The sequence below is a fragment of the Streptococcus sp. 11-4097 genome, assembly GCF_018215285.2.
GTDB lineage: Bacteria > Bacillota > Bacilli > Lactobacillales > Streptococcaceae > Streptococcus.
This window is the reverse complement of sequence record NZ_CP185262.1, coordinates 1,972,067-1,997,085: the sequence shown is the minus strand read 5'-3', so window position 1 is coordinate 1,997,085 and position 25,019 is coordinate 1,972,067. Positions and strand designations below refer to the sequence as shown.

At 41.2% G+C, this 25,019-nt stretch carries 26 protein-coding genes; 21 read left to right on the top strand and 5 right to left on the bottom strand.

The window, feature by feature from the left end:
- The first annotated feature begins 198 nt into the window (after positions 1-198).
- The 11 genes from KB197_RS09895 to KB197_RS09845 all read left to right on the top strand — a co-directional run bounded on the left by KB197_RS09895 (position 199) and on the right by KB197_RS09845 (position 9,540).
- Positions 199-864, top strand: a complete 666-nt coding sequence (locus tag KB197_RS09895; RefSeq protein ID WP_212573737.1) for a CPBP family intramembrane glutamic endopeptidase — start codon at positions 199-201, stop codon at positions 862-864.
- Positions 865-935: 71 nt separating this feature from the next.
- Complete coding sequence (locus KB197_RS09890; RefSeq protein ID WP_212573738.1) at positions 936-2,162, top strand: MFS transporter; 1,227 nt, start codon at positions 936-938, stop codon at positions 2,160-2,162.
- A 143-nt stretch (positions 2,163-2,305) separates the two neighbouring features.
- The gene (locus KB197_RS09885; RefSeq protein ID WP_004250194.1) at positions 2,306-2,527 is read left to right on the top strand and encodes a TetR/AcrR family transcriptional regulator; all 222 of its coding nucleotides are present in this window, start codon (positions 2,306-2,308) and stop codon (positions 2,525-2,527) included.
- Between the two features lie 49 nt (positions 2,528-2,576).
- Complete coding sequence (locus KB197_RS09880) at positions 2,577-3,089, top strand: HdeD family acid-resistance protein (RefSeq protein WP_023948489.1); 513 nt, start codon at positions 2,577-2,579, stop codon at positions 3,087-3,089.
- Between the two features lie 125 nt (positions 3,090-3,214).
- Entirely contained in the window at positions 3,215-3,910 is a 696-nt protein-coding gene (locus KB197_RS09875; protein ID WP_212573739.1) for an AzlC family ABC transporter permease, read from the top strand.
- Entirely contained in the window at positions 3,900-4,223 is a 324-nt protein-coding gene (locus KB197_RS09870; RefSeq protein ID WP_033685607.1) for an AzlD domain-containing protein, read from the top strand. The genes KB197_RS09875 and KB197_RS09870 overlap by 11 nt, the downstream gene beginning before the upstream one ends.
- Positions 4,224-4,478: 255 nt before the next feature.
- Positions 4,479-5,309, top strand: coding sequence for an amino acid ABC transporter substrate-binding protein (locus KB197_RS09865; protein WP_212573740.1), 831 nt, complete (start codon positions 4,479-4,481; stop codon positions 5,307-5,309).
- Positions 5,310-5,464: 155 nt separating this feature from the next.
- Entirely contained in the window at positions 5,465-6,319 is an 855-nt protein-coding gene (locus KB197_RS09860) for a MetQ/NlpA family ABC transporter substrate-binding protein (RefSeq protein ID WP_000694523.1), read from the top strand.
- A gap of 99 nt (positions 6,320-6,418) precedes the next feature.
- Positions 6,419-7,792: a M20 family metallopeptidase gene (locus KB197_RS09855; protein ID WP_049491224.1), complete on the top strand. Its 1,374-nt coding sequence runs from the start codon at positions 6,419-6,421 to the stop codon at positions 7,790-7,792.
- The gene (locus KB197_RS09850) at positions 7,785-8,846 is read left to right on the top strand and encodes a methionine ABC transporter ATP-binding protein (protein WP_078238053.1); all 1,062 of its coding nucleotides are present in this window, start codon (positions 7,785-7,787) and stop codon (positions 8,844-8,846) included. Before KB197_RS09855 ends, KB197_RS09850 begins: the two co-directional genes overlap by 8 nt.
- A gap of 1 nt (position 8,847) precedes the next feature.
- Entirely contained in the window at positions 8,848-9,540 is a 693-nt protein-coding gene (locus KB197_RS09845) for a methionine ABC transporter permease (protein WP_000444647.1), read from the top strand.
- 29 nt (positions 9,541-9,569) lie between these two features.
- Here the strand turns inward: KB197_RS09845 and KB197_RS09840 are convergent, their stop codons facing one another.
- Positions 9,570-10,139 carry an MptD family putative ECF transporter S component gene (locus KB197_RS09840; protein ID WP_212573741.1) on the bottom strand — a complete coding sequence of 190 codons (570 nt, stop codon included), beginning with the start codon at positions 10,137-10,139 and terminating at the stop codon, positions 9,570-9,572.
- Between the two features lie 134 nt (positions 10,140-10,273).
- Here KB197_RS09840 and KB197_RS09835 point away from each other — a divergent pair, with 134 nt between their 5' ends.
- The 5 genes from KB197_RS09835 to nrdI all read left to right on the top strand — a co-directional run bounded on the left by KB197_RS09835 (position 10,274) and on the right by nrdI (position 14,967).
- The gene (locus KB197_RS09835) at positions 10,274-10,888 is read left to right on the top strand and encodes a YesL family protein (protein ID WP_024056922.1); all 615 of its coding nucleotides are present in this window, start codon (positions 10,274-10,276) and stop codon (positions 10,886-10,888) included.
- Positions 10,866-12,536, top strand: coding sequence for a sensor histidine kinase (locus tag KB197_RS09830; protein ID WP_421127659.1), 1,671 nt, complete (start codon positions 10,866-10,868; stop codon positions 12,534-12,536). Before KB197_RS09835 ends, KB197_RS09830 begins: the two co-directional genes overlap by 23 nt.
- An 11-nt stretch (positions 12,537-12,547) precedes the next feature.
- Positions 12,548-13,834 (top strand): response regulator transcription factor, encoded by a 1,287-nt coding sequence (locus KB197_RS09825; RefSeq protein WP_125443291.1) that lies wholly within the window; start codon positions 12,548-12,550, stop codon positions 13,832-13,834.
- Between the two features lie 60 nt (positions 13,835-13,894).
- Complete coding sequence (locus KB197_RS09820) at positions 13,895-14,425, top strand: ABC transporter permease (RefSeq protein WP_049515522.1); 531 nt, start codon at positions 13,895-13,897, stop codon at positions 14,423-14,425.
- Between the two features lie 77 nt (positions 14,426-14,502).
- Positions 14,503-14,967: a class Ib ribonucleoside-diphosphate reductase assembly flavoprotein NrdI gene (gene nrdI / locus KB197_RS09815; protein WP_212573743.1), complete on the top strand. Its 465-nt coding sequence runs from the start codon at positions 14,503-14,505 to the stop codon at positions 14,965-14,967.
- 166 nt (positions 14,968-15,133) lie between these two features.
- On the opposite strand, the gene KB197_RS09810 is transcribed toward nrdI, so the two are convergent.
- Together KB197_RS09810 and argS are read right to left on the bottom strand one after the other, a co-directional pair.
- Complete coding sequence (locus tag KB197_RS09810) at positions 15,134-15,379, bottom strand: hypothetical protein (protein ID WP_042751768.1); 246 nt, start codon at positions 15,377-15,379, stop codon at positions 15,134-15,136.
- A gap of 366 nt (positions 15,380-15,745) precedes the next feature.
- Positions 15,746-17,437 (bottom strand): arginine--tRNA ligase, encoded by a 1,692-nt coding sequence (gene argS, locus KB197_RS09805; RefSeq protein ID WP_064276769.1) that lies wholly within the window; start codon positions 17,435-17,437, stop codon positions 15,746-15,748.
- A 135-nt stretch (positions 17,438-17,572) separates the two neighbouring features.
- Between argS and argR the strand changes: the two genes are divergently transcribed.
- Both argR and mutS read left to right on the top strand, forming a co-directional pair.
- Positions 17,573-18,019, top strand: a complete 447-nt coding sequence (gene argR / locus KB197_RS09800) for an arginine repressor (RefSeq protein ID WP_001231476.1) — start codon at positions 17,573-17,575, stop codon at positions 18,017-18,019.
- A 50-nt stretch (positions 18,020-18,069) separates the two neighbouring features.
- The gene (mutS, locus tag KB197_RS09795) at positions 18,070-20,604 is read left to right on the top strand and encodes a DNA mismatch repair protein MutS (protein WP_212573744.1); all 2,535 of its coding nucleotides are present in this window, start codon (positions 18,070-18,072) and stop codon (positions 20,602-20,604) included.
- A 41-nt stretch (positions 20,605-20,645) separates the two neighbouring features.
- Here the strand turns inward: mutS and KB197_RS09790 are convergent, their stop codons facing one another.
- The gene (locus KB197_RS09790) at positions 20,646-21,104 is read right to left on the bottom strand and encodes a DUF3021 domain-containing protein (protein ID WP_064276767.1); all 459 of its coding nucleotides are present in this window, start codon (positions 21,102-21,104) and stop codon (positions 20,646-20,648) included.
- Positions 21,101-21,541, bottom strand: a complete 441-nt coding sequence (locus KB197_RS09785; protein WP_064276766.1) for a LytTR family DNA-binding domain-containing protein — start codon at positions 21,539-21,541, stop codon at positions 21,101-21,103. Before KB197_RS09785 ends, KB197_RS09790 begins: the two co-directional genes overlap by 4 nt.
- 310 nt (positions 21,542-21,851) lie before the next feature.
- On the opposite strand from KB197_RS09785, the gene mutL reads away from it, so the two are divergent.
- Genes mutL through KB197_RS09770 form a run of 3 tightly spaced genes read left to right on the top strand, consistent with a single transcriptional unit; the run spans position 21,852 to position 24,983 of the window.
- Entirely contained in the window at positions 21,852-23,801 is a 1,950-nt protein-coding gene (mutL, locus tag KB197_RS09780) for a DNA mismatch repair endonuclease MutL (RefSeq protein ID WP_212573745.1), read from the top strand.
- A gap of 15 nt (positions 23,802-23,816) precedes the next feature.
- Complete coding sequence (gene ruvA / locus KB197_RS09775) at positions 23,817-24,410, top strand: Holliday junction branch migration protein RuvA (RefSeq protein WP_064276764.1); 594 nt, start codon at positions 23,817-23,819, stop codon at positions 24,408-24,410.
- Between the two features lie 9 nt (positions 24,411-24,419).
- On the top strand, positions 24,420-24,983 hold the full coding sequence (locus KB197_RS09770) for a DNA-3-methyladenine glycosylase I (protein ID WP_212573746.1): 564 nt from the start codon (positions 24,420-24,422) through the stop codon (positions 24,981-24,983).
- The last annotated feature ends 36 nt before the right edge of the window (positions 24,984-25,019 follow it).

Sequence of the window (25,019 nt, the reverse complement as noted above, 5' to 3'; positions counted from 1 at the left end):
ATAATGTTAAAATTTGTTTTTTCATAGTTGCTCCACTCCTTAATTAGTGATAACTTTATTATACCAGTGAAATAATCAAATATACCAAAATCGCAAATCTGAAATTTTTATAAGCAAAAATGTCAAATATGCGATTTTTTAAAATAAGCCAATTTTCGTGTTATACTATCTTTATTTCATAGTATAGGAGAAAATAGAATGAAAAAGATAATCTCACGCTACTACTTGTTTATAGCTTTTCTACTAGTTATTGCTGACCAGAAGTTCAGTGGTCTAGTTTTACGCAGCAACCTTGTTACTGGTCTATCTGACTTTGCCTACTATTTGTCGGATATGATGTTGAATTTTCTTGTAGTTCTTCTTTCTTTTTTTGCTATGACTAAGTCAGGGAGATGGCAACAAATCAATAGTAGAAAGTTTAAAGGGTCCTATCTTTTCTATTCTTTTCTAGCTCTTCTTGCTTTTGTTATTTGGAATTTTGTTACATTTTTTATTTTTCCACCTACTCGAAATGAAATTTCTTATCAACATGCTGCTCCTACTTTTACAGGAGCTACGGCATTTTTGATGTATTTTTTTTATCCTGTGATTGCAGGCCCCATTTTTGAAGAGATGATTTATCGTGGATTAGTGATGACTGCTCTGGAAAAAGGGAAGAAATGGGGACTGGATGTACTCGGATCAGCTATATTATTTGGAATCTTGCACATTAGTAGTCATGGTTGGGTCTTGACAGACTTTGTCTACTATATGGGTGGCGGCCTTATATTTGCAGTCTTATTTAGAGTAACAAAGTCAATTTATTGGCCTATTGGATTGCATATAGTCTACAATGGCATTGGTCAGCTTTTGATGTTACTGTAATTTTGGTTGTTAGTAGTATCGTGGTCTATCCTTGGGGAAAGATTCCCATTTGAATTCAAAAAGGAGTTGTGATGAAAGTATTTCTTCAAAATAGAGATTTTAGGCAATTAACCATCAACCAGTGGATTTCAACGGTTGGGGATACGATTTTTTATCTGGCCTTTTTGAATTATGTGACAGATGCATCTTTTGCCCCTTTGGCGATTTTACTGATCACGATTTCAGAAACCCTTCCTCAAGTTCTGCAAATCTTTCTGGGAGTTTTGGCGGATTTTCAACATCATCGTGTCCTAAAATATACAATGATTAGTTTTGCAAAATTTTTGCTTTACTCTATCGTTTCTTTATCACTTTCAGGGCAGTCCTTTTCCTTGTTATTAGTAGCATTTATTTGTCTGATTAACCTCTTATCTGACACATTGAGTTATTTTTCAGGCGCCATGCTCACTCCGATTTTCATTAGAATTATTGGGCAAGACCATCTGGCAGAAGCTATTGGATTTAAACAGTCAACTGTTAGTTTAGTGAAAACAATCAGTAATATTCTAGGAGGAGTCTTACTAGGTATTCTATCTATCCAGTCTATTTCCTTACTGAATGCTCTGACCTTTTTAATCGCATTTTTAGGTATTCTTTTCATAAAAACAGACCTCTTGAAAGTAGAAAAAACGATTAGCTATCAAGAAGGACTCTCTGTAAAATCCTTTTGCCAGCATCTGCTCCAATCATCAAAATTGATATGGAATATGAATAAGGTGCTCTTGGTTTTGTTTATTATCTCTATTAGTCAAGCAGTGATAAATGTTACAGTTCCTGTTTCTACTCTGTTTTTGAGGAATCAGCCCTTTTTGAATTTACAAACAGGTCAATCTCTTGCCTTGTTATCCACCCTTGAATTGTCAGCCCTTATTGTCGGAAGCCTTGTGAGTGGCTATCTGAAGAATACAATCTCCATAAAACTAGCCCTATATGCCTCGCTTATTATCCAATTACTCCTTTTAGTTGGCTTTGTGGCAGTTCGTTTTGACTGGATTCTTATCTTTAGTGCCTTGGATGCCTTTTTCGCAGGTATCCTCTCTCCTCGATTACAGGAACTCATTTTTAAACAAATACCTGAGGAGTCAATGGGAGCAGTTCAATCCTCTATCGGCGCCATTACAGTTGTTTTACCTAGCTTATTTACAATAGCTTTGGTAACCATTGCTACTAGCTTTGGAACTCTGGCAGTTAGCTTTGTTTTATTGCTATTTCTTCTAGCTGCCTTTATCATACTCTTGAATATCCGTGAAAACATTTAGCGAAGAATGTGTATATTATATGTTTGAGACTGGATTCCAGTCTGTTTATGATGGCTACAATCAGCAGACTGTTAAATTTTTGAGAAAGTTGCTTGACATTTTAGACCAATCGGTTTATAATTAAAAAATGTAGAGGTAAATACATGAGAAAAGAAGAAAAAACAAGACTACGAAGAGAGAAAATCATTACCGCTGCTTTGTTTGAATTTGCTACAAAAGGCTATCAAGGTTTTGTCATCAATGAACTTTGTAAAGTGGATGGTATTGCCAAAGGAGTTTTGTATCATAATTTTTCAGGGAAATCAGACCTCTATCTAACTTGGTTTCAGGATATGAACATCAATTATCACAGGTTTTGGATATGATGATTTATGGAATACTAGAGGAAGATTCCTCTAAAAAAGGAGAAAAATAATGTCGAAAATTTGGAAATGGTTGTTACTAATTGCGGGTATTTTTGCAGTTTTTGCAGGTTTTAATATGTTTGCACATCCTCTTATTAGCTTGGCTTCCATGACTTTCTTGTTTGCACTTGTATTTGCAGTTCAAGGGATTTCTGAGATTGTACAATACTTCAAATCAGAAGAAAAGCATGGCTGGAATTTATTTGGAGGAATTGTTACCCTCATCCTCGCTCTTACCTTATTCTCAGGTAGCTTTATTGAAATGGTAACATTTGTACCATTTATCATTTCTTTATGGGCCTTGACAAATGGTATTACAAAAACTATCGTTGGTTTCAAGGTTCGTAAGACGGATAAATCGGTAGGTACCCCTCTAGTTTGGATGGGGATTTTAGGAATCGTAGCAGGTTTAATCATGATGGGATACCCATTGATGACCGGTCTCTATATTAGTTACACCATTGCCTTTGTCTTTATTTATCAAGGTATTGTGGCAATTGTTCAATTCTTCAAGATTAAATAAGAATAAAATGGAGTCTGTCTGATGAGAATCAGCAGACTTTTTTCTCTTTCCTGAATGTGTTATAATAGTCCATGCTGTGGCTGGAACTGATTCAGCCCATTTATTAAGACAATACGAGGAGAAAGATGAAAGAAAAAGGATTTTGGGAGGGGGCGCAGGCAGCCATGCCAACGGCCCTTGGTTATGTCAGTATCGGACTGGCCTGTGGGATTATTGGTGCGCCCTATGTGACACCTGTTGAGATGGGCTTGATGAGCCTCTTTGTTTATGCTGGGAGTGCCCAGTTTGCCATGTTGGCCTTGATTGCGGTTCAAGCACCTGTAGCAGCTATTGCGATGACGGTCTTTTTGATTAATTTGCGTCTTTTTTTGCTGAGCTTGCATGCGTCAACCTATTTCCGTCATACCAGTCTCTGGCAAAATATCGGTATGTCTAGCCTTTTGACGGATGAGACTTATGGCGTTTTAATGGGGGAATTGGCCCATATAGACAAGGTCAATCCTATGTGGATGCACGGAAACAATCTCAACAGTTATGTGGCTTGGTTTGTGGGAACAGTGGTTGGAACGGCTCTAGGTGGCCTGCTGCCAAATCCAGAGATCTTTGGTTTAGATTTTGCTCTTGTTGGGATGTTTATCGGAATTTTTGCTTCGCAATTCCAGATTATGCAAAGACGGATTCCTGTTCGCAATCTGTTTATTATTTTAGCAGTTGTTGCTGTGTCCTTCTTTTTACTCTTGACAGTGGTGTCTCAGTCGCTAGCTGTTCTGTTTGCGACGCTACTTGGTTGTAGCATGGGGGTGGTTTTAGATGGTCAGTAAGTATCTTTTATTAGCAGTTGTTTTCTCTGGCTTGGTGACGTGGATTCCCCGTATGATTCCCTTCATCTTGGTCAAGTATAAGGGCTTGCCTGCTATCGTTGAGCGTTTTTTGAAATTCTTGCCCGTTTCTATTATCTTTGCCTTGATTCTTTCAAGTGTAGTGACAGGCAAGGTTGGTAGCCTTCCTCAAATCAAATGGCTGGACTTCTTAGCAGTCTTTCCAACGGCTTGGGTGGCCTTTCGTTACCGCAATCTAGTCGGAACAGTTCTCTTTGGAGTGGTCTTAATTGCAGTTTTACGTTTGGTCTTTTAATACTCTTCGAAAATCAAATTCAAACCACGTCAGCGTCGCCTTACCGTATATATGTTACTGACTTCGTCAGTTCTATCTACAACCTCAAAGCAGTGCTTTGAGCAACCTGCGGCTAGCTTCCTAGTTTGCTCTTTGATTTTCATTGAGTATAAATCAGCCATAAAGAAAACCTATCACAGAGATAGATATCATATAATGGCGTAAATGGTCTTTTTCTGTTAAGATTATAAGGTATTCTATTTTGGAGGAAATGACATGAAAAAAATCGTTAAATACTCATCTCTTGCTGCCCTAGGGCTTGTTGCTGCAGGTGTACTAGCAGCTTGCTCAGGTGGTGCTAAGAAAGAAGGAGAAGTAGCTAGCAAGAAAGAAATTATCGTTGCAACTAATGCTACACCAAAACCATTCAACTATGAAGAAAATGGCGAATTGACTGGTTACGAAATTGAAGTGGTTCGCGCTATCTTTAAAGACTCTGACAAGTATGATGTCAAGTTTGAGAAGACAGAGTGGTCAGGAGTCTTTGCAGGACTTGATGCCGACCGTTACAATATGGCTGTTGCCAACATCAGCTACACTAAAGAACGTGCTGAAAAATACCTTTATGCAGCTCCAACTGCTAAAAACCCTAACGTTCTTGTAGTGAAAAAAGATGACCCTAGCATCAAATCGCTTGATGATATCGGTGGAAAATCAACAGAAGTTGTTCAAGGGACAACTTCTGCTAAACAGCTAGAAGACTACAACAAACAACATTCAGATAATCCAACTGTCCTAAAGTATACTAAAGCAGACTTCCAACAAATCATGGGACGCTTGAGCGATGGCCAGTTTGACTACAAGATTTTTGATAAAATCGGTGTTGAAACAGTCATCAAGGACCAAGGTTTGGACAACTTGAAAGTTATCGAACTTCCAAGCGACCAACAACCTTATGTTTACCCACTTCTTGCTAAAGGTCAAGATGAGTTGAAAACATTTGTAGACAAACGTATCCAAGAACTCTACAAAGACGGAACTCTTGAAAAATTGTCAAAACAATTCTTCGGGGACACTTACCTACCAGCAGAAGCTGATATTAAATAATTATTTGAAATCATCCATTCTGAGTAAGGGGGGGGTGATTTCTCGGTTTTTAGGGATATAGTTTTAAACTATATATCTGACTATATAATAACAATTTGTGAAATCAAACAAATTGTGAGATACTAGTACGGTATTATTTTTAAGGAGAAAGAATCATGAAAATTAAAAAATGGCTTGGTGTAGCAGCCCTTGCTACAGTCGCAGGTTTGGCTCTTGCAGCTTGCGGAAACTCAGAAAAGAAAGCAGACAATGCAACAACTATCAAAATCGCAACTGTTAACCGTAGCGGTTCTGAAGAAAAACGTTGGGACAAAATCCAAGAATTGGTTAAAAAAGACGGTATCACTTTGGAATTTACGGAGTTCACAGACTACTCACAACCAAACAAGGCAACTGCTGATGGCGAAGTAGATTTGAACGCTTTCCAACACTATAACTTCTTGAACAACTGGAACAAAGAAAACGGGAAAGACCTTGTAGCGATTGCAGATACTTACATCTCTCCAATCCGTCTTTACTCAGGTTTGAATGGAAGTGACAACAAGTACACTAAAGTAGAAGACATCCCAGCAAACGGAGAAATCGCTGTACCGAACGATGCTACAAACGAAAGCCGTGCGCTTTACTTGCTTCAATCAGCTGGCTTGATTAAATTGGACGTTTCAGGAACTGCTCTTGCAACAGTTGCTAACATCAAAGAAAATCCAAAGAACTTGAAAATTACTGAATTGGATGCTAGCCAAACAGCTCGTTCATTGTCATCAGTTGACGCTGCCGTTGTAAACAATACCTTCGTTACAGAAGCAAAATTGGACTACAAGAAAGCACTTTTCAAAGAACAAGCTGATGAAAATTCAAAACAATGGTACAACATCATCGTTGCGAAAAAAGATTGGGAAACATCACCTAAGGCTGATGCTATCAAGAAAGTGATCGCAGCTTACCACACAGATGACGTGAAAAAAGTTATCGAAGAAACATCAGACGGTTTGGATCAACCAGTTTGGTAATAAGAAACAGGGAGGTGGGAGAGAAAATTCCACCTCTTGCTTTTGTATAGAGCATGGATTGTAAAGAAGACTATAGGTTCATAGAAAGGTAGAGAGAATATGGTTTTTCCTAGCGAACAAGAACAGATTGAAAAATTTGAAAAGGATCATGTGGCCCAGCATTATTTTGAGGTTTTGCGTACCTTGATTTCTAAGAAGTCGGTCTTTGCCCAACAGGTGGGTCTCAAAGAAGTTGCTAACTATCTGGGTGAGATTTTCAAACGTGTTGGGGCTGAAGTGGAGATTGATGAGACTTATACGGCTCCCTTTGTCATGGCGCATTTCAAGAGTTCGCGTCCAGATGCTAAGACTCTGATTTTCTATAACCACTATGACACTGTGCCAGCGGATGGGGATCAGATCTGGACAGAGGATCCCTTTACTCTTTCAGTGCGCAATGGCTTCATGTATGGGCGTGGGGTTGACGATGATAAGGGTCATATCACAGCTCGTTTGAGTGCTTTGAGAAAATACATGCAGCACCATGATGATTTGCCTGTTAATATCAGTTTTATCATGGAGGGAGCGGAGGAATCGGCTTCAACAGACCTAGATAAGTATCTAGAAAAGCATGCGGATAAACTCCGTGGTGCAGATTTGTTAGTTTGGGAACAAGGGACCAAGAATGCCTTGGAGCAGTTAGAAATTTCTGGTGGAAATAAGGGGATTGTGACCTTTGATGCCAAGGTAAAAAGTGCGGATGTGGATATCCACTCTAGTTATGGAGGAGTTGTGGAATCAGCTCCTTGGTACCTCCTTCAAGCCCTACAGTCCCTTCGTGCCGCAGATGGCCGTATCTTGGTTGAAGGTTTGTACGAAGAAGTACAAGAGCCGAATGAACGAGAATTAGCCTTGGTGGATGCCTATGCTCAACGCAATCCTGGGGAAATCAGCCAGATTTATGGCTTGGAATTGCCTCTCTTACAAGAGGACCGTGTAGCCTTTCTAAAACGTTTCTTTTTTGAGCCAGCTCTTAATATCGAAGGGATTCAGTCAGGTTATCAAGGACAAGGAGTCAAAACGATTTTACCAGCAGAAGCTAGTGCTAAGCTAGAGGTTCGTTTGGTTCCTGGCCTAGAACCGCATGATGTTCTGGAAAAAATTCGGAAACAGCTAGACAAAAATGGTTTTGATAAGGTAGAATTATACTATACCTTGGGAGAGATGAGCTATCGAAGCGATATGAGCGCACCAGCCATTCTCAATGTGATCGAGTTGGCCAAGAAATTCTATCCACAGGGCGTTTCAGTCTTGCCGACTACAGCTGGGACAGGGCCTATGCATACGGTCTTTGATGCCCTAGAGGTGCCAATGGTGGCCTTCGGTCTAGGAAATGCCAATAGTCGAGACCACGGTGGGGATGAAAATGTGCGAATCGCCGATTATTACACCCATATTGAATTAGTAGAGGAGCTGATTAGAAGCTATGAGTAGAGATATTATCAAGTTAGATCAGATCGATGTGACTTTTCATCAAAAGAAGAGAACCATCACAGCGGTCAAGGATGTGACCATTCACATCCAAGAAGGGGATATCTACGGAATCGTTGGATATTCTGGAGCAGGGAAATCAACCCTTGTACGGGTGATTAACCTTTTGCAAAAGCCATCTGCAGGGAAAATTACCATTGACGATGATGTGATTTTTGATGGTAAGGTGACCTTGACGGCAGAGCAGTTGCGTCGTAAACGTCAAGATATCGGGATGATTTTCCAGCATTTTAACCTGATGAGCCAAAAGACAGCAGAGGAGAATGTAGCCTTTGCCCTCAAACACTCTGGACTCAGTAAGGAAGAAAAGAAGGCTAAAGTAGCCAAGTTGCTGGACTTGGTTGGCTTGGCAGACCGTGCTGAAAACTACCCTTCACAACTATCTGGAGGGCAAAAACAGCGTGTAGCCATTGCGCGTGCCTTGGCTAATGATCCAAAAATCTTGATTTCAGACGAGTCAACTTCTGCCCTTGACCCTAAGACAACCAAGCAGATTTTGGCCTTGTTGCAAGATTTGAACCAAAAATTAGGCTTGACTGTTGTCTTGATTACGCATGAAATGCAGATTGTCAAAGACATTGCCAACCGTGTGGCAGTGATGCAGGATGGGCATTTGATTGAAGAGGGTAGCGTTCTTGAAATTTTCTCAAATCCTAAACAACCTTTGACGCAAGACTTTATCTCAACAGCCACTGGTATTGACGAAGCCATGGTCAAAATTGAGAAGCAAGAAATCGTGCAACATCTGTCTGAAAATAGCCTTTTGGTGCAACTCAAGTATGCAGGTGCTTCAACAGACGAGCCACTTTTGAATGAATTGTACAAGCATTATCAAGTAACGGCTAATATCCTCTATGGAAATATCGAAATTCTCGATGGTACTCCTGTTGGAGAATTAGTTGTGGTCTTGTCAGGTGAAAAAGCAGCGTTGGCAGGTGCCCAAGAAGCCATTCGTCAAGCAGGCGTACAACTAAAAGTATTGAAGGGAGGACAGTAAGATGGAATCATTGATTCAAACCTATTTGCCAAATGTCTATAAAATGGGTTGGGCTGGTCAGGCAGGCTGGGGAACAGCCATCTATCTAACTCTTTATATGACAGTTCTTTCTTTCATCATCGGAGGGTTCTTGGGGCTAGTGGCAGGTCTTTTCCTTGTTTTGACAGCGCCAGGTGGTGTCTTGGAAAATAAGGTCGTTTTCTGGATTTTGGATAAGATTACCTCTATTTTCCGTGCGGTACCATTTATCATTCTCTTGGCAGTCTTGTCACCCTTCTCTCATCTAATCGTAGGAACAAGCATTGGTCCAAATGCGGCTATCGTACCGCTATCTTTTGCAGTCTTTGCCTTCTTTGCCCGTCAGGTGCAGGTTGTCTTGGCTGAATTGGATGGTGGTGTCATTGAGGCGGCTCAAGCTAGCGGAGCGACATTCTGGGATATCGTAGGTGTTTACCTATCAGAAGGTCTTCCAGATTTGATCCGTGTGACGACTGTGACCTTGATTTCCCTTGTTGGGGAAACAGCTATGGCTGGTGCGGTTGGAGCTGGTGGTATTGGTAACGTGGCCATCGCTTATGGATTTAACCGCTACAATCACGATGTGACCATCTTGGCAACCATCATTATCATTTTGATTATCTTTGCAATCCAATTCTTGGGAGACTTCTTGACCAAGAAATTGAGCCATAAATAAAAAAGAGCCGTGTGGCTCTTTTTTAGTAATCAGATTTTCTGTGCCAATTTTTTACTCAAGGCTTGTCCAATCAAGGCACCCACTAGGGCTCCGATGACAATACTTGCGATAAATAGAAGGACGGTTCCAGGATTTAGCGCGACCATGATACGGTCGATATATTCTTGGGATTTTCCTCTTGCTAGAAGGGTTGCCATATAGGCTTTGGGCGCAATCCACATAAGCAAGATTGGTCCTGATGTGCTAAAGGCAAAAATAAGGAAAGAAAGGAGGTTCTTTGTTTGGTCCTTGTATTTTCCGAGGCTAGCTACTCCATCTGCTAGGAGGCCACAGATAATTCCAGGAAGGAAGGCACCGGCACCGTGTTTAGTTCCCAAGAAAAAGAGAGCAATAACAAGGCCGATAGTGGTAATGGCTCCAAAGCGCGGAACTTTTGCGACTAGGATCATATAGACGCTACCGCCGACAAGGGCAGTAAAGGCAGGCGCATAAAACATGTTTCCAGTTTGATCAAAGAGATTGCCCAAAAGGACACCAATCCCCATGCAGAGGAAGTAAAGAACTGCAAAAAGCAGTATAGTTAAGATAGATTTTTTCATGAATTGTCTCCTGATAATTTTTTCACAATTCTCATTGTACCACGGTTTGGTGGGATTGTAAATGGATACTAGAAGTTTTTGAAAACGCTTGAAATATGATATAATAGTTTCATAGTTATTTTTAGGAGGATATCATGGGGAGATTTTTAGACTTTGTCTTTAATCGTTTCTTTTTAGGAATGATTGCGACAGCCTTCTTTTGGCTATTAACATTGGCAGGAGGGATTATCCTTGGTCTAGCGCCGGCTAGTGCCACCTTGATGAGTCTATATGCAGAACATGGTTATAGCTTTCGGGAATACAGTTTGAAGGAGGCGTGGTCTCTTTATAAGCAAAATTTCGTCTCAAGCAACCTGATTTTCTATAGCTTTTTAGGGGTGGATCTAGTTTTGGTCTATGGCCTGTATCTCTTGGTTCAATTGCCTCATCAGACTATTATTCATTTGATTGCGACCTTTTTGAATGTCCTAGTAGTTGCCCTGATCTTTTTGGCTTATACAGTATCTTTGAAATTACAAGTTTATTTTGATTTGTCCTATCGAAATAGTCTCAAACTATCCTTGATTGGCATCTTTATGAGCTTAGCAGCTGTGGCCAAGGTTCTCCTTGGGACAGTGCTACTTGTGGCAATTGGTTACTATATGCCTGCCCTACTTTTCTTTGTAGGAATTGGGATGTGGCATTTCTTTATCAGTGATATGTTGGAACCGATCTATGAAAGTATCCATGAAAAATTGGCGACAAAATAGAATGAAGCAGTTTTGGCTACATACGCTTCTAAGAACCTACAGTTCAGTTATGATGATTATTATTGCGAGTTTTGCAATCTTACTCTCTTACGCTGACTGGGATTCACGGGAAAAGGAAGCTCAAAGAGTAGCCCAACGTGTAACCACTCGAACAGTCGATGAGGTGGAGTATTATTATAGAGAATCAGCCCAACTGGCGCAAGATTTAGTAGCCAATCAAGACCGGATACAAGGGGTTTATAAGTACTTTAGCTTGTCAACTTCTGAGTATTTTTATTGGCTGTTGGAGCACCAAGCAGCTTCGTCAAATTCTATTTCTCTGTATGAAAATATTGATGATCTTTATGTCCAAAATGACTCTATAACGGGTGTTGCAATCGTCTTGCAGGATTTTAAAGAAGTTTATGTTTCAACAAGGGATAAAAGAAGTGGTCATGTCTTGCCAGCTGAAGCCTTTAAACCAGAGGTCAATAGTTTTGGAATTCCAGTTCTGGACCCAGCAACGGATCAATCTATAGGAGTGATTTACATCTCCTTGGATCCAGAAGTTTTATATCATGCCATTGACAATACCCGAGGTCATATTCCGATGGCTGTTACTGTGACATCACCATTTGATACGGAGATTTTTCATATTGGTGAGAGGGTCAATAGGGAACATGAGAACTGGTTTGTTGGTATGACTTCTCATGGATATCAGGTTCAGGTGGCAGTTCCTAAAAACTTTGTTTTACAAGGAACAGTGGCTAGCTCTGCTTTGATTGTAGGCTTGAGCCTTCTCTTTATTGTCATTCTCTATCTGACTTTGAGGAAGACTTTTGCTAATTATCAAAAGCAGGTAGTGGATCTGGTGGATTCCATCCAAGCTATTGCCCAAGGACAAGAAGGTCTTCGCATTGATACGCTTGAAAAGGATCAGGAATTGCTCTTAATCGCAGAGACCACCAATGATATGTTGGATCGCTTGGAAAAGAATATCCATGATATTTATCAGTTAGAGCTTAGTCAAAAAGATGCCAATATGCGAGCCCTGCAAGCTCAAATCAATCCTCATTTTATGTATAATACGCTGGAATTTTTACGTATGTACGCAGTCATGCAAAGTCAAGATGAGTTGGCAGATATCATTTATGAGTTCAGTAGTCTCTTGCGTAACAATATTTCTGATGAAAGAGAAACTCTTCTCAAACAGGAATTAGAATTTTGCCGTAAATATAGCTATCTCTGCATGGTTCGCTATCCCAAGTCCATTGCCTATGGTTTCAAGATAGATCCAGAGTTAGAGAATATGAAGATTCCTAAGTTTACCTTACAACCTCTGGTAGAAAACTATTTCGCGCATGGTGTTGACCACAGACGGACAGATAATGTGATTAGCATCAAGGCTCTTAAACAGGATGGTTTTGTGGAAATTTTAGTGGTAGATAATGGCCGTGGTATGTCAGCTGAAAAACTGGCAAGTATTCGAGAAAAATTAAGTCAGAGACATTTTGAACACCAAGCCAGTTACAGTGATCAAAAGCAATCTATCGGGATTGTCAATATCCATGAGCGTTTTGTACTCTATTTTGGGGACCGCTATGCTATTACTATAGAGTCTGCGGAGCAAGCAGGTGTTCAGTATCGTATTACAATTCAAGATGAGTAGAAAGGGAGAAAATGTATAAAGTATTATTAGTAGATGATGAGTACATGGTGACAGAAGGTCTGAAACGTTTGATTCCCTTTGATAAGTGGGATATGGAGGTCGTAGCAACAGCCAGTCATGCCGATGAAGCCCTAGAATATGTTCAGGAAAATCCTGTCGATGTGGTCATTTCCGATGTCAATATGCCCGATAAAACAGGGCTTGATATGATTCGGGAGATGAAAGAAATCTTACCAGATGCAGCCTATATCCTACTCTCAGGTTATCAGGAGTTTGATTATGTAAAAAGAGCAATGAACCTTAGTGTGGTGGACTATTTGGTCAAGCCTGTTGATAAGGTAGAGTTGGGCAATCTGCTGGAGAAGATTGCAGATCAGCTCGGCGAGAGAGGAAAGAAAAGTCAGACCCTCAGTCAAGATTTAGACGAGGCTGGATTTGTTAGTTATCTAGGAGGTAAGGAGAATTGGTGGATAGGCCTATCCAAGGAAAAACAAGGCTCCTTCACCATTCCCTACTATGTCTTGGGTCAAGATTGGCAGATTTTCATTTCTGACCAATCTCTAGATGGTTTAGTCGTTACTCCCTTTGAAGCTCCTTATCAAGAACACTTTGAACGCTGGAAGCTGAATGCTGAGAAAGCCCTCTTTTACGGTTCTGTAAATCTAAAACAGTCTGAGAGTCTCTTTGCCTATTACGAACCGATTTATAGGGTTATCATTCAGGGGAATCTCAATCAAATCGTGGAAGAGTTGAACCTTTTGGAGAAGGTGGTTCTTGAAAATACGCCGCGTGTTCCGATTACCAAACAGCTTTTTATCCAGTTTGTCATGGATGTCTTTCATTTGTTTGAACATCTCAAAGCTGATGATATGACGGACATTGTCAAAACCATTCATGCTATTCAATCCTTCGATGAATTGGTTCCTTATATCAAGGAAACTCTGACTCGATTCTTTGGGCAATATCGAATGAATGAAAATGTGGTTAGTGTGCTAGAAGTTATTGGTCGTGATTATCAGAAAGAACTTTCCCTTAAGGATATCAGTAAGGATCTTTTTATCAATCCTGTCTATCTGGGACAGTTGATTAAGCGAGAAACCAATTCGACCTTCGCAGAGCTTTTAAACAAACAACGCATTAAGGCTGCCCAACAACTTTTGCTTTCAACTAGTGACAGTATTGAAGATATTTGTTATGCTGTTGGTTACAGTAATGTTGGATATTTCTATAAAGTGTTCCGAAAATTGTGCGGAAAATCGCCAAAAGCCTACCGAAAACAGGTAGAAACTACACTATAATATTTGTATCCCTTTACAAAAAGTGCTATAATATCAATAATAACATCAGGAGGTTCTATCATGAAAAAGAAACCGATTTATCTATGGGTCTTGCTAATCTTGTCTGCCCTTATTTCAGCTACGTCTCTGTTTGAACTTTTGAAGCCCTTACCTAGCAAAGAAGTCCTTCGTGCTGCTCAAAAACAAGTTGCAGGGGTCAGTGCTCAGCAGGTAGAAGATAGCATTAATTATAGCTATAGAGTAGCAGAAGCATCTCATTCTATTTTTAATGTTGCCTTGATTGTGCTGTCTGCTATTTTAGTGGTAGTAGCGATTGTCTTCCTTATTCGTAAGAATTTGCAATATGCAAACTATACTTATGTTGGCTATGTTTTGTTAGCTATTATTGGTTCAATTTATACCTATGTGACTTTGCAAGACGCTGTGCAGTTGCTTCAAGATGAGACCATGCGTTTGACAATGAGTATTGGTTCAAAAGCTGTTAGCATTTTCTATATCGTCATCAATATTCTCTTCCTAGCCCTTGTCTTCTATAAGATGTGGCGTCAGCAGAAAGCCTTGGCAGAAGAAGAAACAGAAGAACTTGCTTAAGTATTGACAAAAAAGAACTATCAAGATACAATCTTGGTAGTTCTTTTTCGATTAAAAATAAAATCATGGAGGAAAATATGAAGACAATTTCTTTAGTTTATATTAGTTTGAGTGGCAATACTGAGAGTTTTGTGACGCGCTTGAAAGATTATCTCTTGTCCCAGTACGAGGGAATAGAGGTTCAAAAGATTCATATCAAGGATTTGGTCAAAGAAGGCCAAGATTTCTATGAAATGGATCATCCTTATGTCACTTTTTTGCCGACCTACCTAGAAGGTGGAAATGGCGTGGACAACGGAGATGTTGAGATTTTGACGACACCCGTTGGGGATTTTATCGCCTATGGTGACAATGCTAGTAAGTGTTTTGGTGTGGTTGGTTCAGGAAATCGTAACTTTAATAACCAATACTGCCTGACAGCCAAGCAATACAGTCAACGCTTTGGTTTCCCTGTATTGACCGATTTTGAAATGCGAGGCATGCTTGGAGATATCAAACGTGTCGCAGCTATTATCGCAGATTTGTATGAGTTGGAAAGTTAAGCTGAAACCAATCTTTCAATCATTAGAAGAAAGAACTTATTATATCCCCCTCTATAGCAGAGATGAAAATTACCTATAAAATTTTTAATATAAATGTTATTTGCTATAGTTGGAAGATAAAAATTATGCCCTAAAAAAACCGAGAAGCTTTCTTCTCGGTTTTTGATTATTTCAATTGATCTGTAATGTCTTTTGATAGCAACATTCCTAGATGATAAGTTTTATTGATGTAAGCAATGACATCATTGATGTTTTCAGTCGTGTGAATTTTCTCTTTGATGTCAGACCTAAATGTTTCATCCTTTAAAAGTTGTTCTTGGTAGAGTTTTTGCAGTCTCTCCTTCTCGTACTTATTAAGCAGAAAAAGGAAAACCAAGCTAATCACAACGAGGATATAAGCATATTGGCTCATAGGATATCTCCCTGTATGATAAAGAAGTAGTAGTGAGTAGATTGAATTAGTTTAGTGAAGCGATTAGGCAAATCACCATAGTTGCGACGTCATGGTCTCTAAATCGATTATATTTAGGGGCCATGACTAGTGAAGCACCTAGCCAAATACCTGATAGGATTTGGCATTCGTTACTTAGACTACTTTATAATAAAGTGATTAAAAGATTACGACATGAGCCTAACCAAATCGATATTATTTGGTTAGGTGAATTAGTGAGGTGTTTAGGCAAGTGTCTTTCTTTACTAGTGAAGCAGTTAGCTAGTCCGCATATAAGCGGCTAGCGTCTAACAATTAGGAACTTTAGTTCCAATTGTTAGAACTGAATCACATCTTCTCTGGTGCTTCTACTCCAAGCAAGCGAAGTGCTTCTTTGAGAACGACTGCGGTTGCGTAGCTAAGGGCTAGACGGCTGTCGCGTTCTGGGCTTTCATCCAAGATACGCGTGTGTGCATAGTACTTGTTAAAGGCTTGAGCTAGGCTAATTGCAAATTTAGCAATGATAGAAGGTTCAAAGTTATCTGCCGCACGGTTGATAATACGTGGAAAGTCTTGGATGAGTTTGATGATTTCCCAACTTTCAGCATCATTCAAGCTATAGTTGCCAGCTGTTTCGGGTTTAAAATCTGCTTTACGTAAGATCGATTGGATACGAGCGTAGGCATATTGTACATAAGGTCCAGTTTCACCTTCGAAGGATACCATAGCCTCTAGGTCGAAGTCGTATCCATTTGTACGGTCGGTTTTGAGGTCATAGAATTTAATGGCTCCAACACCAACAGCATGCGCTACCTGGTCTTTGTTTTCTAGTTCAGGATTTTTAGCCTCGATTTGGGTCTTGGCACGGCTAACAGCCTCTGCAACAGTAGGCTCTAGTAAGATGACATTCCCTTTACGAGTAGAGAGTTTTTTCCCTTCTTTTGTAACCAAACCAAAAGGAACGTGGGTAATGTCGTCACTCCAATCGTAGCCCATTTCTTGCAAGACGGCTTTGAGTTGTTTAAAGTGGACAGATTGTTCTTGGCCAACGACATAGATAGATTTGGCAAATTGGTATTCATTTTTACGGTAAAGGGCTGCAGCCAAGTCACGTGTGATATAGAGAGTTGCACCATCCGATTTCTTGATAAGGGCTGGATGTTCAATTCCATATTTCTCAAGATTCACAACTTGGGCACCTTCTGACTCAACAAGAAGGCCTTTTTCAGAAAGAATGTCTACGACTGCATCCATCTTATCGTTATAGAAGGCTTCTCCGTTATAGCTGTCAAATTCAACCTGCAATTCATTGTAAAGGCGGTTAAATTCCACTAAACTTTCATCACGGAACCATTGCCAAAGAGCGAGAGCTTCCTCATCTCCATCCTCCAGTTTACGGAACCATTCGCGTGCTTCTTCATCCAAGCTAGGATCTTTTTCAGCTTCAGCATTGATGCGAACGTAGAGTTTAAGAAGTTCATCGATTGGATGCGCTTTAACGGCTTCCTCATTTCCCCATTTCTTGTAGGCAACGATCAACATTCCAAACTGTTTGCCCCAGTCTCCCAAATGGTTGACCTTGACCGTTTGATAGCCGATCTTTTGGAAAATATGTGACAAGCTATCTCCGATAACCGTTGAGCGCAGGTGACCAATAGAGAATGGTTTTGCGATATTAGGACTAGACATGTCGATAACGATATTTTCTTTCTTGCCAATGGTTTGGTCGGCATAGTGTTCTTTTTCAGTGATAACAGCTTGCAATACTTGAGCAGAAATGGCAGATTTATCAAGGAAAAAGTTGACGTAAGGTCCTGTTGCAACAACTTTTTCAAAGGCTTGGCTGTTAATTTTTTCAGCCAGTTCAGCCGCAATTATTTGAGGTGCTTTACGTTCGACTTTTGCAAGTGAAAAAGCAGGGAAAGCGATGTCTCCCATTTCTGAGTTTTTAGGGGTTTCCAGTAAATTTAAAATAGCCTCTTGGTCTAGGCTATCAATGATGCTAGCCAACTCGCTAGCAATCAATTCTTTTGTATTCATTAAGAGCTCCTTTTTGGACTTTTCTACTATTTTATCACAATTTTAAAGAAAGAAGAAAAAATTTTTGAAATCTCCTGTTTTTCTGGTATAATATAGTTATAAAATTAGTTATAAATATTCATATAAGAGGATTTTATGAGAAAAAGAGATCGTCATCAGTTAATAAAAAAAATGATTACTGAGGAGAAATTAAGTACACAAAAAGAAATTCAAGATCGGTTGGAGGCGCATAATGTTTTTGTGACGCAGACAACCCTGTCTCGTGATTTGCGCGAAATCGGCTTGACCAAGGTCAAGAAAAATGATATGGTGTATTATGTACTAGCAAATGAGACAGAAAAGATTGATTTGGTGGAATTTTTGTCTCATCATTTAGAAGGTGTTGCAAGAGCAGAGTTTACCTTGGTACTTCATACCAAATTGGGAGAAGCCTCTGTTTTGGCAAATATTGTAGATGCAAACAAGGATGAATGGATTTTAGGAACAGTTGCTGGTGCCAATACCTTATTGGTCATTTGTCGAGACCAGCACGTTGCCAAACTCATGGAAGATCGTTTGCTAGATTTGATGAAAGATAAGTAAGGTCTTGAGAGTTGCTCTCAAGACTTATTTTTGACAAGGAGAGACGGAAAATGGCGACAGAAAAGCTATCACCCGGCATGCAACAGTATGTGGATATTAAAAAGCAATATCCAGATGCTTTTTTGCTCTTTCGTATGGGTGATTTTTATGAATTATTTTATGAGGATGCGGTCAATGCTGCGCAGATTCTGGAAATTTCCTTAACGAGTCGCAACAAGAATGCCGACAATCCGATTCCTATGGCGGGTGTCCCCTATCATTCTGCCCAGCAGTACATTGATGTCTTGGTTGAGCAGGGTTATAAGGTAGCTATCGCAGAGCAGATGGAAGATCCTAAACAAGCAGTTGGGGTTGTGAAACGAGAGGTTGTTCAGGTCATTACGCCAGGGACAGTGGTCGATAGCAGTAAGCCGGACAGTCAGAACAATTTCTTGGTTGCTATAGACCGTGAGGACAATCAGTTTGGTCTAGCTTATATGGACCTAGTGACGGGTGACTTTTATGTGACAGGTCTTTTGGATTTCACGTTGGTTTGTGGGGAAATCCGTAACCTCAAGGCTCGAGAAGTGGTGTTGGGTTATGACTTGTCCGAGGAAGAAGAACAAATCCTTAGCCGTCAGATGAATCTGGTGCTTTCCTATGAAAAAGAAGGTTTTGAAGACCTTCATTTACTGGATTCACGATTGGCACCTGTGGAGCAAGCGGCATCTAGTAAGCTACTCCAGTATGTTCATCGGACCCAGATGAGGGAATTGAACCACCTCAAGCCTGTTATCCGCTATGAAATCAAGGATTTCTTGCAGATGGATTATGCGACCAAGGCTAGTCTGGATTTGGTTGAGAATGCTCGCTCGGGTAAGAAGCAGGGCAGTCTTTTCTGGCTTTTGGATGAAACCAAAACAGCTATGGGAATGCGTCTCTTGCGGTCTTGGATTCATCGCCCCTTGATTGATAAGGAACGAATTGTCCAACGCCAAGAAGTTGTGCAGGTCTTTCTCGACCATTTCTTTGAGCGTAGTGATTTGACAGACAGTCTCAAGGGTGTTTATGACATTGAGCGCTTGGCTAGTCGTGTTTCTTTTGGTAAAACCAATCCCAAGGATCTCTTGCAGTTGGCGACTACCTTGTCTAGTGTGCCACGGATTCGTGCGATTTTAGAAGGGATGGAGCAACCTGCTCTAGCTTATCTTATAGAACAACTGGATGGAATCCCTGAGTTGGAGAGTTTGATTAGCGCAGCGATTGCTCCTGAAGCTCCTCATGTGATTACAGAAGGTGGCATTATCCGCACTGGATTTGATGAGACTTTAGACAAGTACCGTCGCGTTCTCAGAGAAGGGACTGGCTGGATTGCTGAAATTGAATCAAAGGAGCGAGAAAACTCTGGCATCAGCACGCTCAAGATTGACTACAATAAAAAGGATGGCTACTATTTCCATGTGACCAATTCACAACTGGGGAATGTGCCAGCCCATTTTTTCCGCAAGGCGACGCTGAAAAACTCAGAACGTTTTGGAACCGAAGAATTAGCTCGTATCGAGGGAGATATGCTGGAGGCGCGTGAGAAGTCAGCTAACCTAGAGTATGAAATTTTTATGCGCATTCGTGAAGAGGTCAGCAAGTACATCCAACGTTTACAAGCTCTAGCCCAAGGAATTGCGACAGTTGATGTCTTACAGAGTCTAGCAGTTGTGGCCGAAACCCAGCATTTGATTCGACCAGAGTTTGGAGATGATTCGCGAATTGATATCCAGAAAGGGCGCCATGCTGTCGTTGAAAAGGTCATGGGGGCTCAGACCTATATTCCAAATACGATTCAGATGGCAGAAGATACCAGTATTCAACTGATTACAGGGCCCAACATGAGCGGGAAGTCAACCTACATGCGTCAGTTAGCCATGACGGCGATTATGGCCCAGATGGGTTCCTATGTACCTGCTGAAAGCGCCTATTTGCCGATTTTTGATGCAATCTTTACCCGTATCGGAGCAGCAGATGACTTGGTTTCAGGTCAGTCAACCTTTATGGTGGAGATGATGGAGGCCAACAATGCCATTTCGCATGCGACCAAGAACTCCTTGATTCTTTTTGATGAGTTAGGTCGTGGAACTGCAACTTATGACGGGATGGCTCTTGCCCAGTCCATCATCGAATACATCCATGAGCACATTGGAGCCAAGACCCTCTTTGCCACCCACTACCATGAGTTGACCAGTCTGGAGTCCAGCTTGGAGCATTTGGTCAATGTCCACGTGGCAACCTTAGAGCAGGATGGGCAGGTTACCTTCCTTCATAAGATTGAACCAGGCCCAGCTGACAAATCCTACGGTATTCATGTGGCCAAGATTGCTGGTTTGCCAGCAGACCTTTTAGCAAGGGCGGATAAGATTTTGACCCAACTAGAGAGTCAAGGGCAAGAAAGTCCTGCTCCAATGAGACAAACAAGTGCTGTCACTGAACAGATTTCTCTCTTTGATACGGCAGAAGAGCATCCTATCCTAGCAGAATTAGCTAAACTAGATATTTACAATATGACACCTATGCAGGCTATGAACGTCTTGGTTGAGTTAAAACAAAAACTATAAAAATAATCCCACTCACAAATGCATGAGTGGGATTATTTTTATTACTTTCTATGCTTCAAGAGTTGATTGATATGGTCCACTTTTTTAGCTTCTCTTTTATAGAGAATAGCCCAAATGATGAGGTAGACAATCGCAAACTCGATAATGAGTTGGAGATAGAAGATCCAGTGAAAAGGAAACCAACCTGCCAGAGTTGCTAGTGGGATAAAGCCAGCCAGCATGAGGAAGAAATGGGTCATAGTTGCACGGAGCAAGCTCCAGTCACGGCTGAATAAGCGGTTGCCAAAGTTGAAGAGAATACCGATAGCTGCCCAAATAAGTGTGCAGTAGAGCAAGACCAGGGCACCGTGAACCTGATGCTGAGCCATCACTTGGCCGATGATAGAGTAGGGGTTTAGTGGTGCGTAGGTATTTGGTGCATAAATGAGTGAAAAGATGATAGAGAGGATGAGACCGATGAGTACACCAGCAGTTGCGTCGTGGAAGATTTGTTTTTTCATAGTTCTAATTTCTCCTTGATGGTTTTTAGGTAACGGCGTGAAGAGTAGGTGAAGCTTTCGTTTTTCAAGAAAATTTCTACCAGACCGTTTGGGGTTAGCTTGAGATGAGAGATGGAGTTGATATTGATGATTTCTGATTGGGAAATTTGGATAAAATTGCTTGGCAAGAGTTCAAGAACTTGATAGAGTCGCAAATCAATGTTGTAGGTCTGACTCGCAGTTTCTGCTAGAACCTTCCGATTCTCGATATAGAAGCGTTGTATCTTACCAATCTTAACGAGATAGACCTGATCATCAATCTTTCCTTTGATTGTTTCTTTTTGGTCCAGATTTTCTGCGAACTCGATGACTTTCTGGATTTTATCGGTTTCTTGAGGTGCTTGGACAATCAGCTTTTCCTCCTTGTAAGTTTCACTAATCTGTAGTTCTACTTTCATAAATTTCTCTCCTTGTTTTTCATACAAAATTAATCTCACTTCTTGTACATCTTTATTAATACTCTTCAAAAATCAAATTCAAACCACGTCAGCGTCGTCTTGCCGTACTAAAGTACTGTCTGCGCCTAGCTTTCTAGTTTGCTCTTTGATTTTTATTGAGTATACCACTATTTTATTCCCCCTGGCAAGGGACTTTGTCTATGTGGAGGGATTTGGTTCCTATGTGGTGGAGCTTTTCTGTCCTATCTGAAATATGGTATAATAGCACTAATCAATTTCTAGGAAAATAGATACAGAAAGGGGCTGAAGGATGTCTCATATTATTGAATTGCCAGAGGTGCTGGCAAACCAGATCGCGGCTGGAGAGGTCATTGAGCGTCCAGCTAGTGTTGTTAAGGAGCTGGTAGAAAATGCTATTGACGCGGGCTCTAGTCAGATTATCATTGAGATTGAGGAAGCTGGTCTCAAGAAAATCCAAATCACAGATAATGGTCATGGAATTGTCCACGATGAGGTGGAGTTGGCCCTGCGTCGTCATGCGACCAGTAAGATAAAAAATCAAGCAGACCTCTTTCGAATTCGGACGCTTGGTTTTCGTGGTGAAGCCCTACCTTCTATAGCTTCTGTTAGTGTCTTAACTCTGTTGACAGCAGTTGAGGGTGCAAGTCACGGAACCAAGTTAGTCGCGCGTGGGGGAGAAGTTGAAGAAGTCGTTCCAGCGACTAGTCCTGTGGGGACCAAGGTTTGTGTGGAGGACCTCTTTTTCAACACACCTGCCCGCCTCAAGTATATGAAGAGCCAGCAAGCAGAGCTGTCTCATATCATTGATATTGTCAATCGTCTGGGTTTGGCCCATCCTGAGATTTCTTTCAGCTTGATTAGTGATGGCAAGGAAATGACGCGGACAGCTGGGACTGGTCAACTGCGCCAAGCTATCGCCGGGATTTATGGTTTAGCGAGTGCCAAGAAGATGATTGAAATTGAGAATTCTGACCTAGATTTCGAAATTTCAGGCTTTGTTTCCCTGCCTGAGTTGACTCGGGCTAATCGTAACTATATCAGTCTCTTTATCAATGGCCGTTATATCAAGAACTTCCTGCTCAATCGTGCAATTCTTGACGGTTATGGTAGTAAGCTCATGGTGGGCCGTTTTCCACTGGCTGTCATTCACATCCATATTGACCCTTATCTGGCGGATGTCAATGTGCATCCGACCAAGCAAGAGGTGCGGATTTCCAAGGAAAAAGAACTGATGACCCTGGTTTCAGAAGCTATTTCTAATAGTCTCAAGGAGCAAACCTTGATACCAGATGCCTTGGAAAATCTTGCCAAATCGACTGTGCGCAATCGTCAAAAGGTGGAGCAGACCATTCTCCCACTCAAAGAAAATACGCTCTACTATGAAAAGACAGAGGCAACTAGACCTAGCCAAGCTGAGGTGGCTGATTATCAGATAGAATTAACTGAGGAAGGGCAGGATTTAACCCTGTTTGCCAAGGAAACCTTGGACCAATTGACTAAGCCAGCAAAACTGCATTTTGCAGAGAGAAAGCCTGCTAATTATGACCAATTAGACCATCCAGAGTTAGATTTGGCCAGTTTGGATAAGGCTTATGACAAGCTGGAGCGAGAAGAATCTTCAAGTTTCCCAGAGTTGGAATTTTTCGGGCAAATGCATGGGACTTATCTCTTTGCTCAAGGGCGAGATGGGCTCTACATCATAGACCAACATGCGGCGCAGGAACGGGTTAAGTACGAGGAGTACCGTGAAAGCATTGGTAATGTTGACCAGAGCCAGCAGCAACTCCTAGTGCCCTATATCTTTGAATTTCCAGAGGATGATGCCCTGCGTCTCAAGGAAAGAATGCCTCTTTTGGAGGAAGTGGGCGTCTTTCTAGCAGAGTATGGAGAGAATCAATTTATCCTGCGTGAACATCCTATTTGGATGGCAGAAGAAGAGATTGAATCAGGTATCTATGAAATGTGCGACATGCTCCTTTTGACCAAGGAAGTTTCTATCAAGAAATACCGAGCAGAGTTGGCTATTATGATGTCCTGCAAGCGGTCTATCAAGGCCAACCATCGTATCGATGACCATTCGGCTAGACAGCTCCTCTATCAACTTTCTCAATGTGACAATCCCTATAACTGTCCCCATGGACGTCCCGTTTTGGTGCATTTTACCAAGTCGGATATGGAAAAGATGTTCCGACGTATTCAGGAAAATCATACCAGTCTCCGTGAGTTGGGGAAATATTAAACTAAAAGGAAAACTATGTACGAATATTTAAAAGGAATCATTACCAAAATCACTGCCAAATACATTGTTCTTGAAACCAATGGTATCGGTTATATCCTGCATGTGGCCAATCCCTATGCTTATTCAGGTCAGGTGAATCAAGAAGCTCAGATCTATGTGCATCAAGTCATCCGTGAGGATGCTCATCTGCTTTATGGATTTCGCTCAGAAGACGAGAAAAAGCTCTTTCTCAGTCTGATTTCGGTCTCTGGGATTGGTCCTGTGTCAGCTCTTGCTATTATCGCTGCTGATGACAATGCTGGCCTTGTTCAAGCCATTGAAACCAAGAATATCACCTACTTGACCAAGTTCCCTAAAATTGGCAAGAAAACAGCCCAGCAGATGGTGCTGGACTTGGAAGGCAAGGTAGTAGTTGCAGGAGATGACCTTCCTGCCAAGGTCGCAGTGCAAGCTAGCGCTGAAAACCAAGAATTGGAAGAAGCTATGGAAGCCATGTTGGCACTGGGCTACAAGGCAACTGAGCTCAAGAAAATCAAGAAATTCTTTGAAGGAACGACAGATACAGCTGAGAACTACATCAAGTCGGCCCTTAAAATGTTGGTCAAATAGGAGCAGAGCATGACAAAACGTTGTTCGTGGGTCAAGATGACCAATCCGCTCTACATTGCCTATCATGATGAGGAGTGGGGGAAGCCTCTCCATGATGACCAAGCATTGTTTGAGTTGTTGTGTATGGAAACTTATCAGGCAGGCCTGTCTTGGGAAACGGTACTCAACAAACGCCAAGCTTTCCGAGAAGCCTTTCATGGCTATCAAATTCAAGCGGTCGCAGAGATGACCGACACCGAACTGGAAGGCTTGCTGGAGAATCCAGCCATCATCCGAAATCGTGCCAAGCTCTTTGCTACGCGTGCCAACGCTCAAGCATTTTTACGATTGCAGGCAGAATATGGCTCTTTTGATGCCTATCTTTGGTCTTTTGTTGAGGGGAAAACCATCGTTAACGATGTTCCCGATTATCGCCAAGCCCCAGCTAAAACCGCTTTGTCTGAGAAATTAGCCAAAGATCTCAAAAAACGAGGTTTCAAGTTCACAGGCCCAGTCGTTGTCTTCTCTTTTCTACAGGCTGCAGGGCTGGTTGATAACCACGAGAATGGTTGTGAGTGGAAAAGCGGAAGTTAGTGTGTACAGGTAACTAGCATATCTGAGAATATAGAA

Excerpts from the sequence above, each read along its gene's own strand:
- KB197_RS09850 (WP_078238053.1), top strand. The coding sequence starts at position 7,785 with ATGAGTAGAGATATTATCAAGTTAGATCAGATCGATGTGACTTTTCAT.
- mutL (WP_212573745.1), top strand. The coding sequence starts at position 21,852 with ATGTCTCATATTATTGAATTGCCAGAGGTGCTGGCAAACCAGATCGCG.
- KB197_RS09830 (WP_421127659.1), top strand. The coding sequence starts at position 10,866 with ATGAAAAATTGGCGACAAAATAGAATGAAGCAGTTTTGGCTACATACG.
- mutS (WP_212573744.1), top strand. The coding sequence starts at position 18,070 with ATGGCGACAGAAAAGCTATCACCCGGCATGCAACAGTATGTGGATATT.
- KB197_RS09810 (WP_042751768.1), bottom strand. The coding sequence starts at position 15,379 with ATGAGCCAATATGCTTATATCCTCGTTGTGATTAGCTTGGTTTTCCTT.
- KB197_RS09840 (WP_212573741.1), bottom strand. The coding sequence starts at position 10,139 with ATGAAAAAATCTATCTTAACTATACTGCTTTTTGCAGTTCTTTACTTC.
- KB197_RS09875 (WP_212573739.1), top strand. The coding sequence starts at position 3,215 with ATGAAAGAAAAAGGATTTTGGGAGGGGGCGCAGGCAGCCATGCCAACG.
- KB197_RS09790 (WP_064276767.1), bottom strand. The coding sequence starts at position 21,104 with ATGAAAAAACAAATCTTCCACGACGCAACTGCTGGTGTACTCATCGGT.
- KB197_RS09785 (WP_064276766.1), bottom strand. The coding sequence starts at position 21,541 with ATGAAAGTAGAACTACAGATTAGTGAAACTTACAAGGAGGAAAAGCTG.
- KB197_RS09770 (WP_212573746.1), top strand. The coding sequence starts at position 24,420 with ATGACAAAACGTTGTTCGTGGGTCAAGATGACCAATCCGCTCTACATT.
- nrdI (WP_212573743.1), top strand. The coding sequence starts at position 14,503 with ATGAAGACAATTTCTTTAGTTTATATTAGTTTGAGTGGCAATACTGAG.
- KB197_RS09865 (WP_212573740.1), top strand. The coding sequence starts at position 4,479 with ATGAAAAAAATCGTTAAATACTCATCTCTTGCTGCCCTAGGGCTTGTT.
- KB197_RS09835 (WP_024056922.1), top strand. The coding sequence starts at position 10,274 with ATGGGGAGATTTTTAGACTTTGTCTTTAATCGTTTCTTTTTAGGAATG.
- KB197_RS09825 (WP_125443291.1), top strand. The coding sequence starts at position 12,548 with ATGTATAAAGTATTATTAGTAGATGATGAGTACATGGTGACAGAAGGT.
- KB197_RS09845 (WP_000444647.1), top strand. The coding sequence starts at position 8,848 with ATGGAATCATTGATTCAAACCTATTTGCCAAATGTCTATAAAATGGGT.
- ruvA (WP_064276764.1), top strand. The coding sequence starts at position 23,817 with ATGTACGAATATTTAAAAGGAATCATTACCAAAATCACTGCCAAATAC.
- KB197_RS09820 (WP_049515522.1), top strand. The coding sequence starts at position 13,895 with ATGAAAAAGAAACCGATTTATCTATGGGTCTTGCTAATCTTGTCTGCC.
- KB197_RS09855 (WP_049491224.1), top strand. The coding sequence starts at position 6,419 with ATGGTTTTTCCTAGCGAACAAGAACAGATTGAAAAATTTGAAAAGGAT.
- KB197_RS09895 (WP_212573737.1), top strand. The coding sequence starts at position 199 with ATGAAAAAGATAATCTCACGCTACTACTTGTTTATAGCTTTTCTACTA.
- KB197_RS09880 (WP_023948489.1), top strand. The coding sequence starts at position 2,577 with ATGTCGAAAATTTGGAAATGGTTGTTACTAATTGCGGGTATTTTTGCA.
- KB197_RS09860 (WP_000694523.1), top strand. The coding sequence starts at position 5,465 with ATGAAAATTAAAAAATGGCTTGGTGTAGCAGCCCTTGCTACAGTCGCA.
- KB197_RS09870 (WP_033685607.1), top strand. The coding sequence starts at position 3,900 with ATGGTCAGTAAGTATCTTTTATTAGCAGTTGTTTTCTCTGGCTTGGTG.
- argS (WP_064276769.1), bottom strand. The coding sequence starts at position 17,437 with ATGAATACAAAAGAATTGATTGCTAGCGAGTTGGCTAGCATCATTGAT.
- KB197_RS09885 (WP_004250194.1), top strand. The coding sequence starts at position 2,306 with ATGAGAAAAGAAGAAAAAACAAGACTACGAAGAGAGAAAATCATTACC.
- argR (WP_001231476.1), top strand. The coding sequence starts at position 17,573 with ATGAGAAAAAGAGATCGTCATCAGTTAATAAAAAAAATGATTACTGAG.
- KB197_RS09890 (WP_212573738.1), top strand. The coding sequence starts at position 936 with ATGAAAGTATTTCTTCAAAATAGAGATTTTAGGCAATTAACCATCAAC.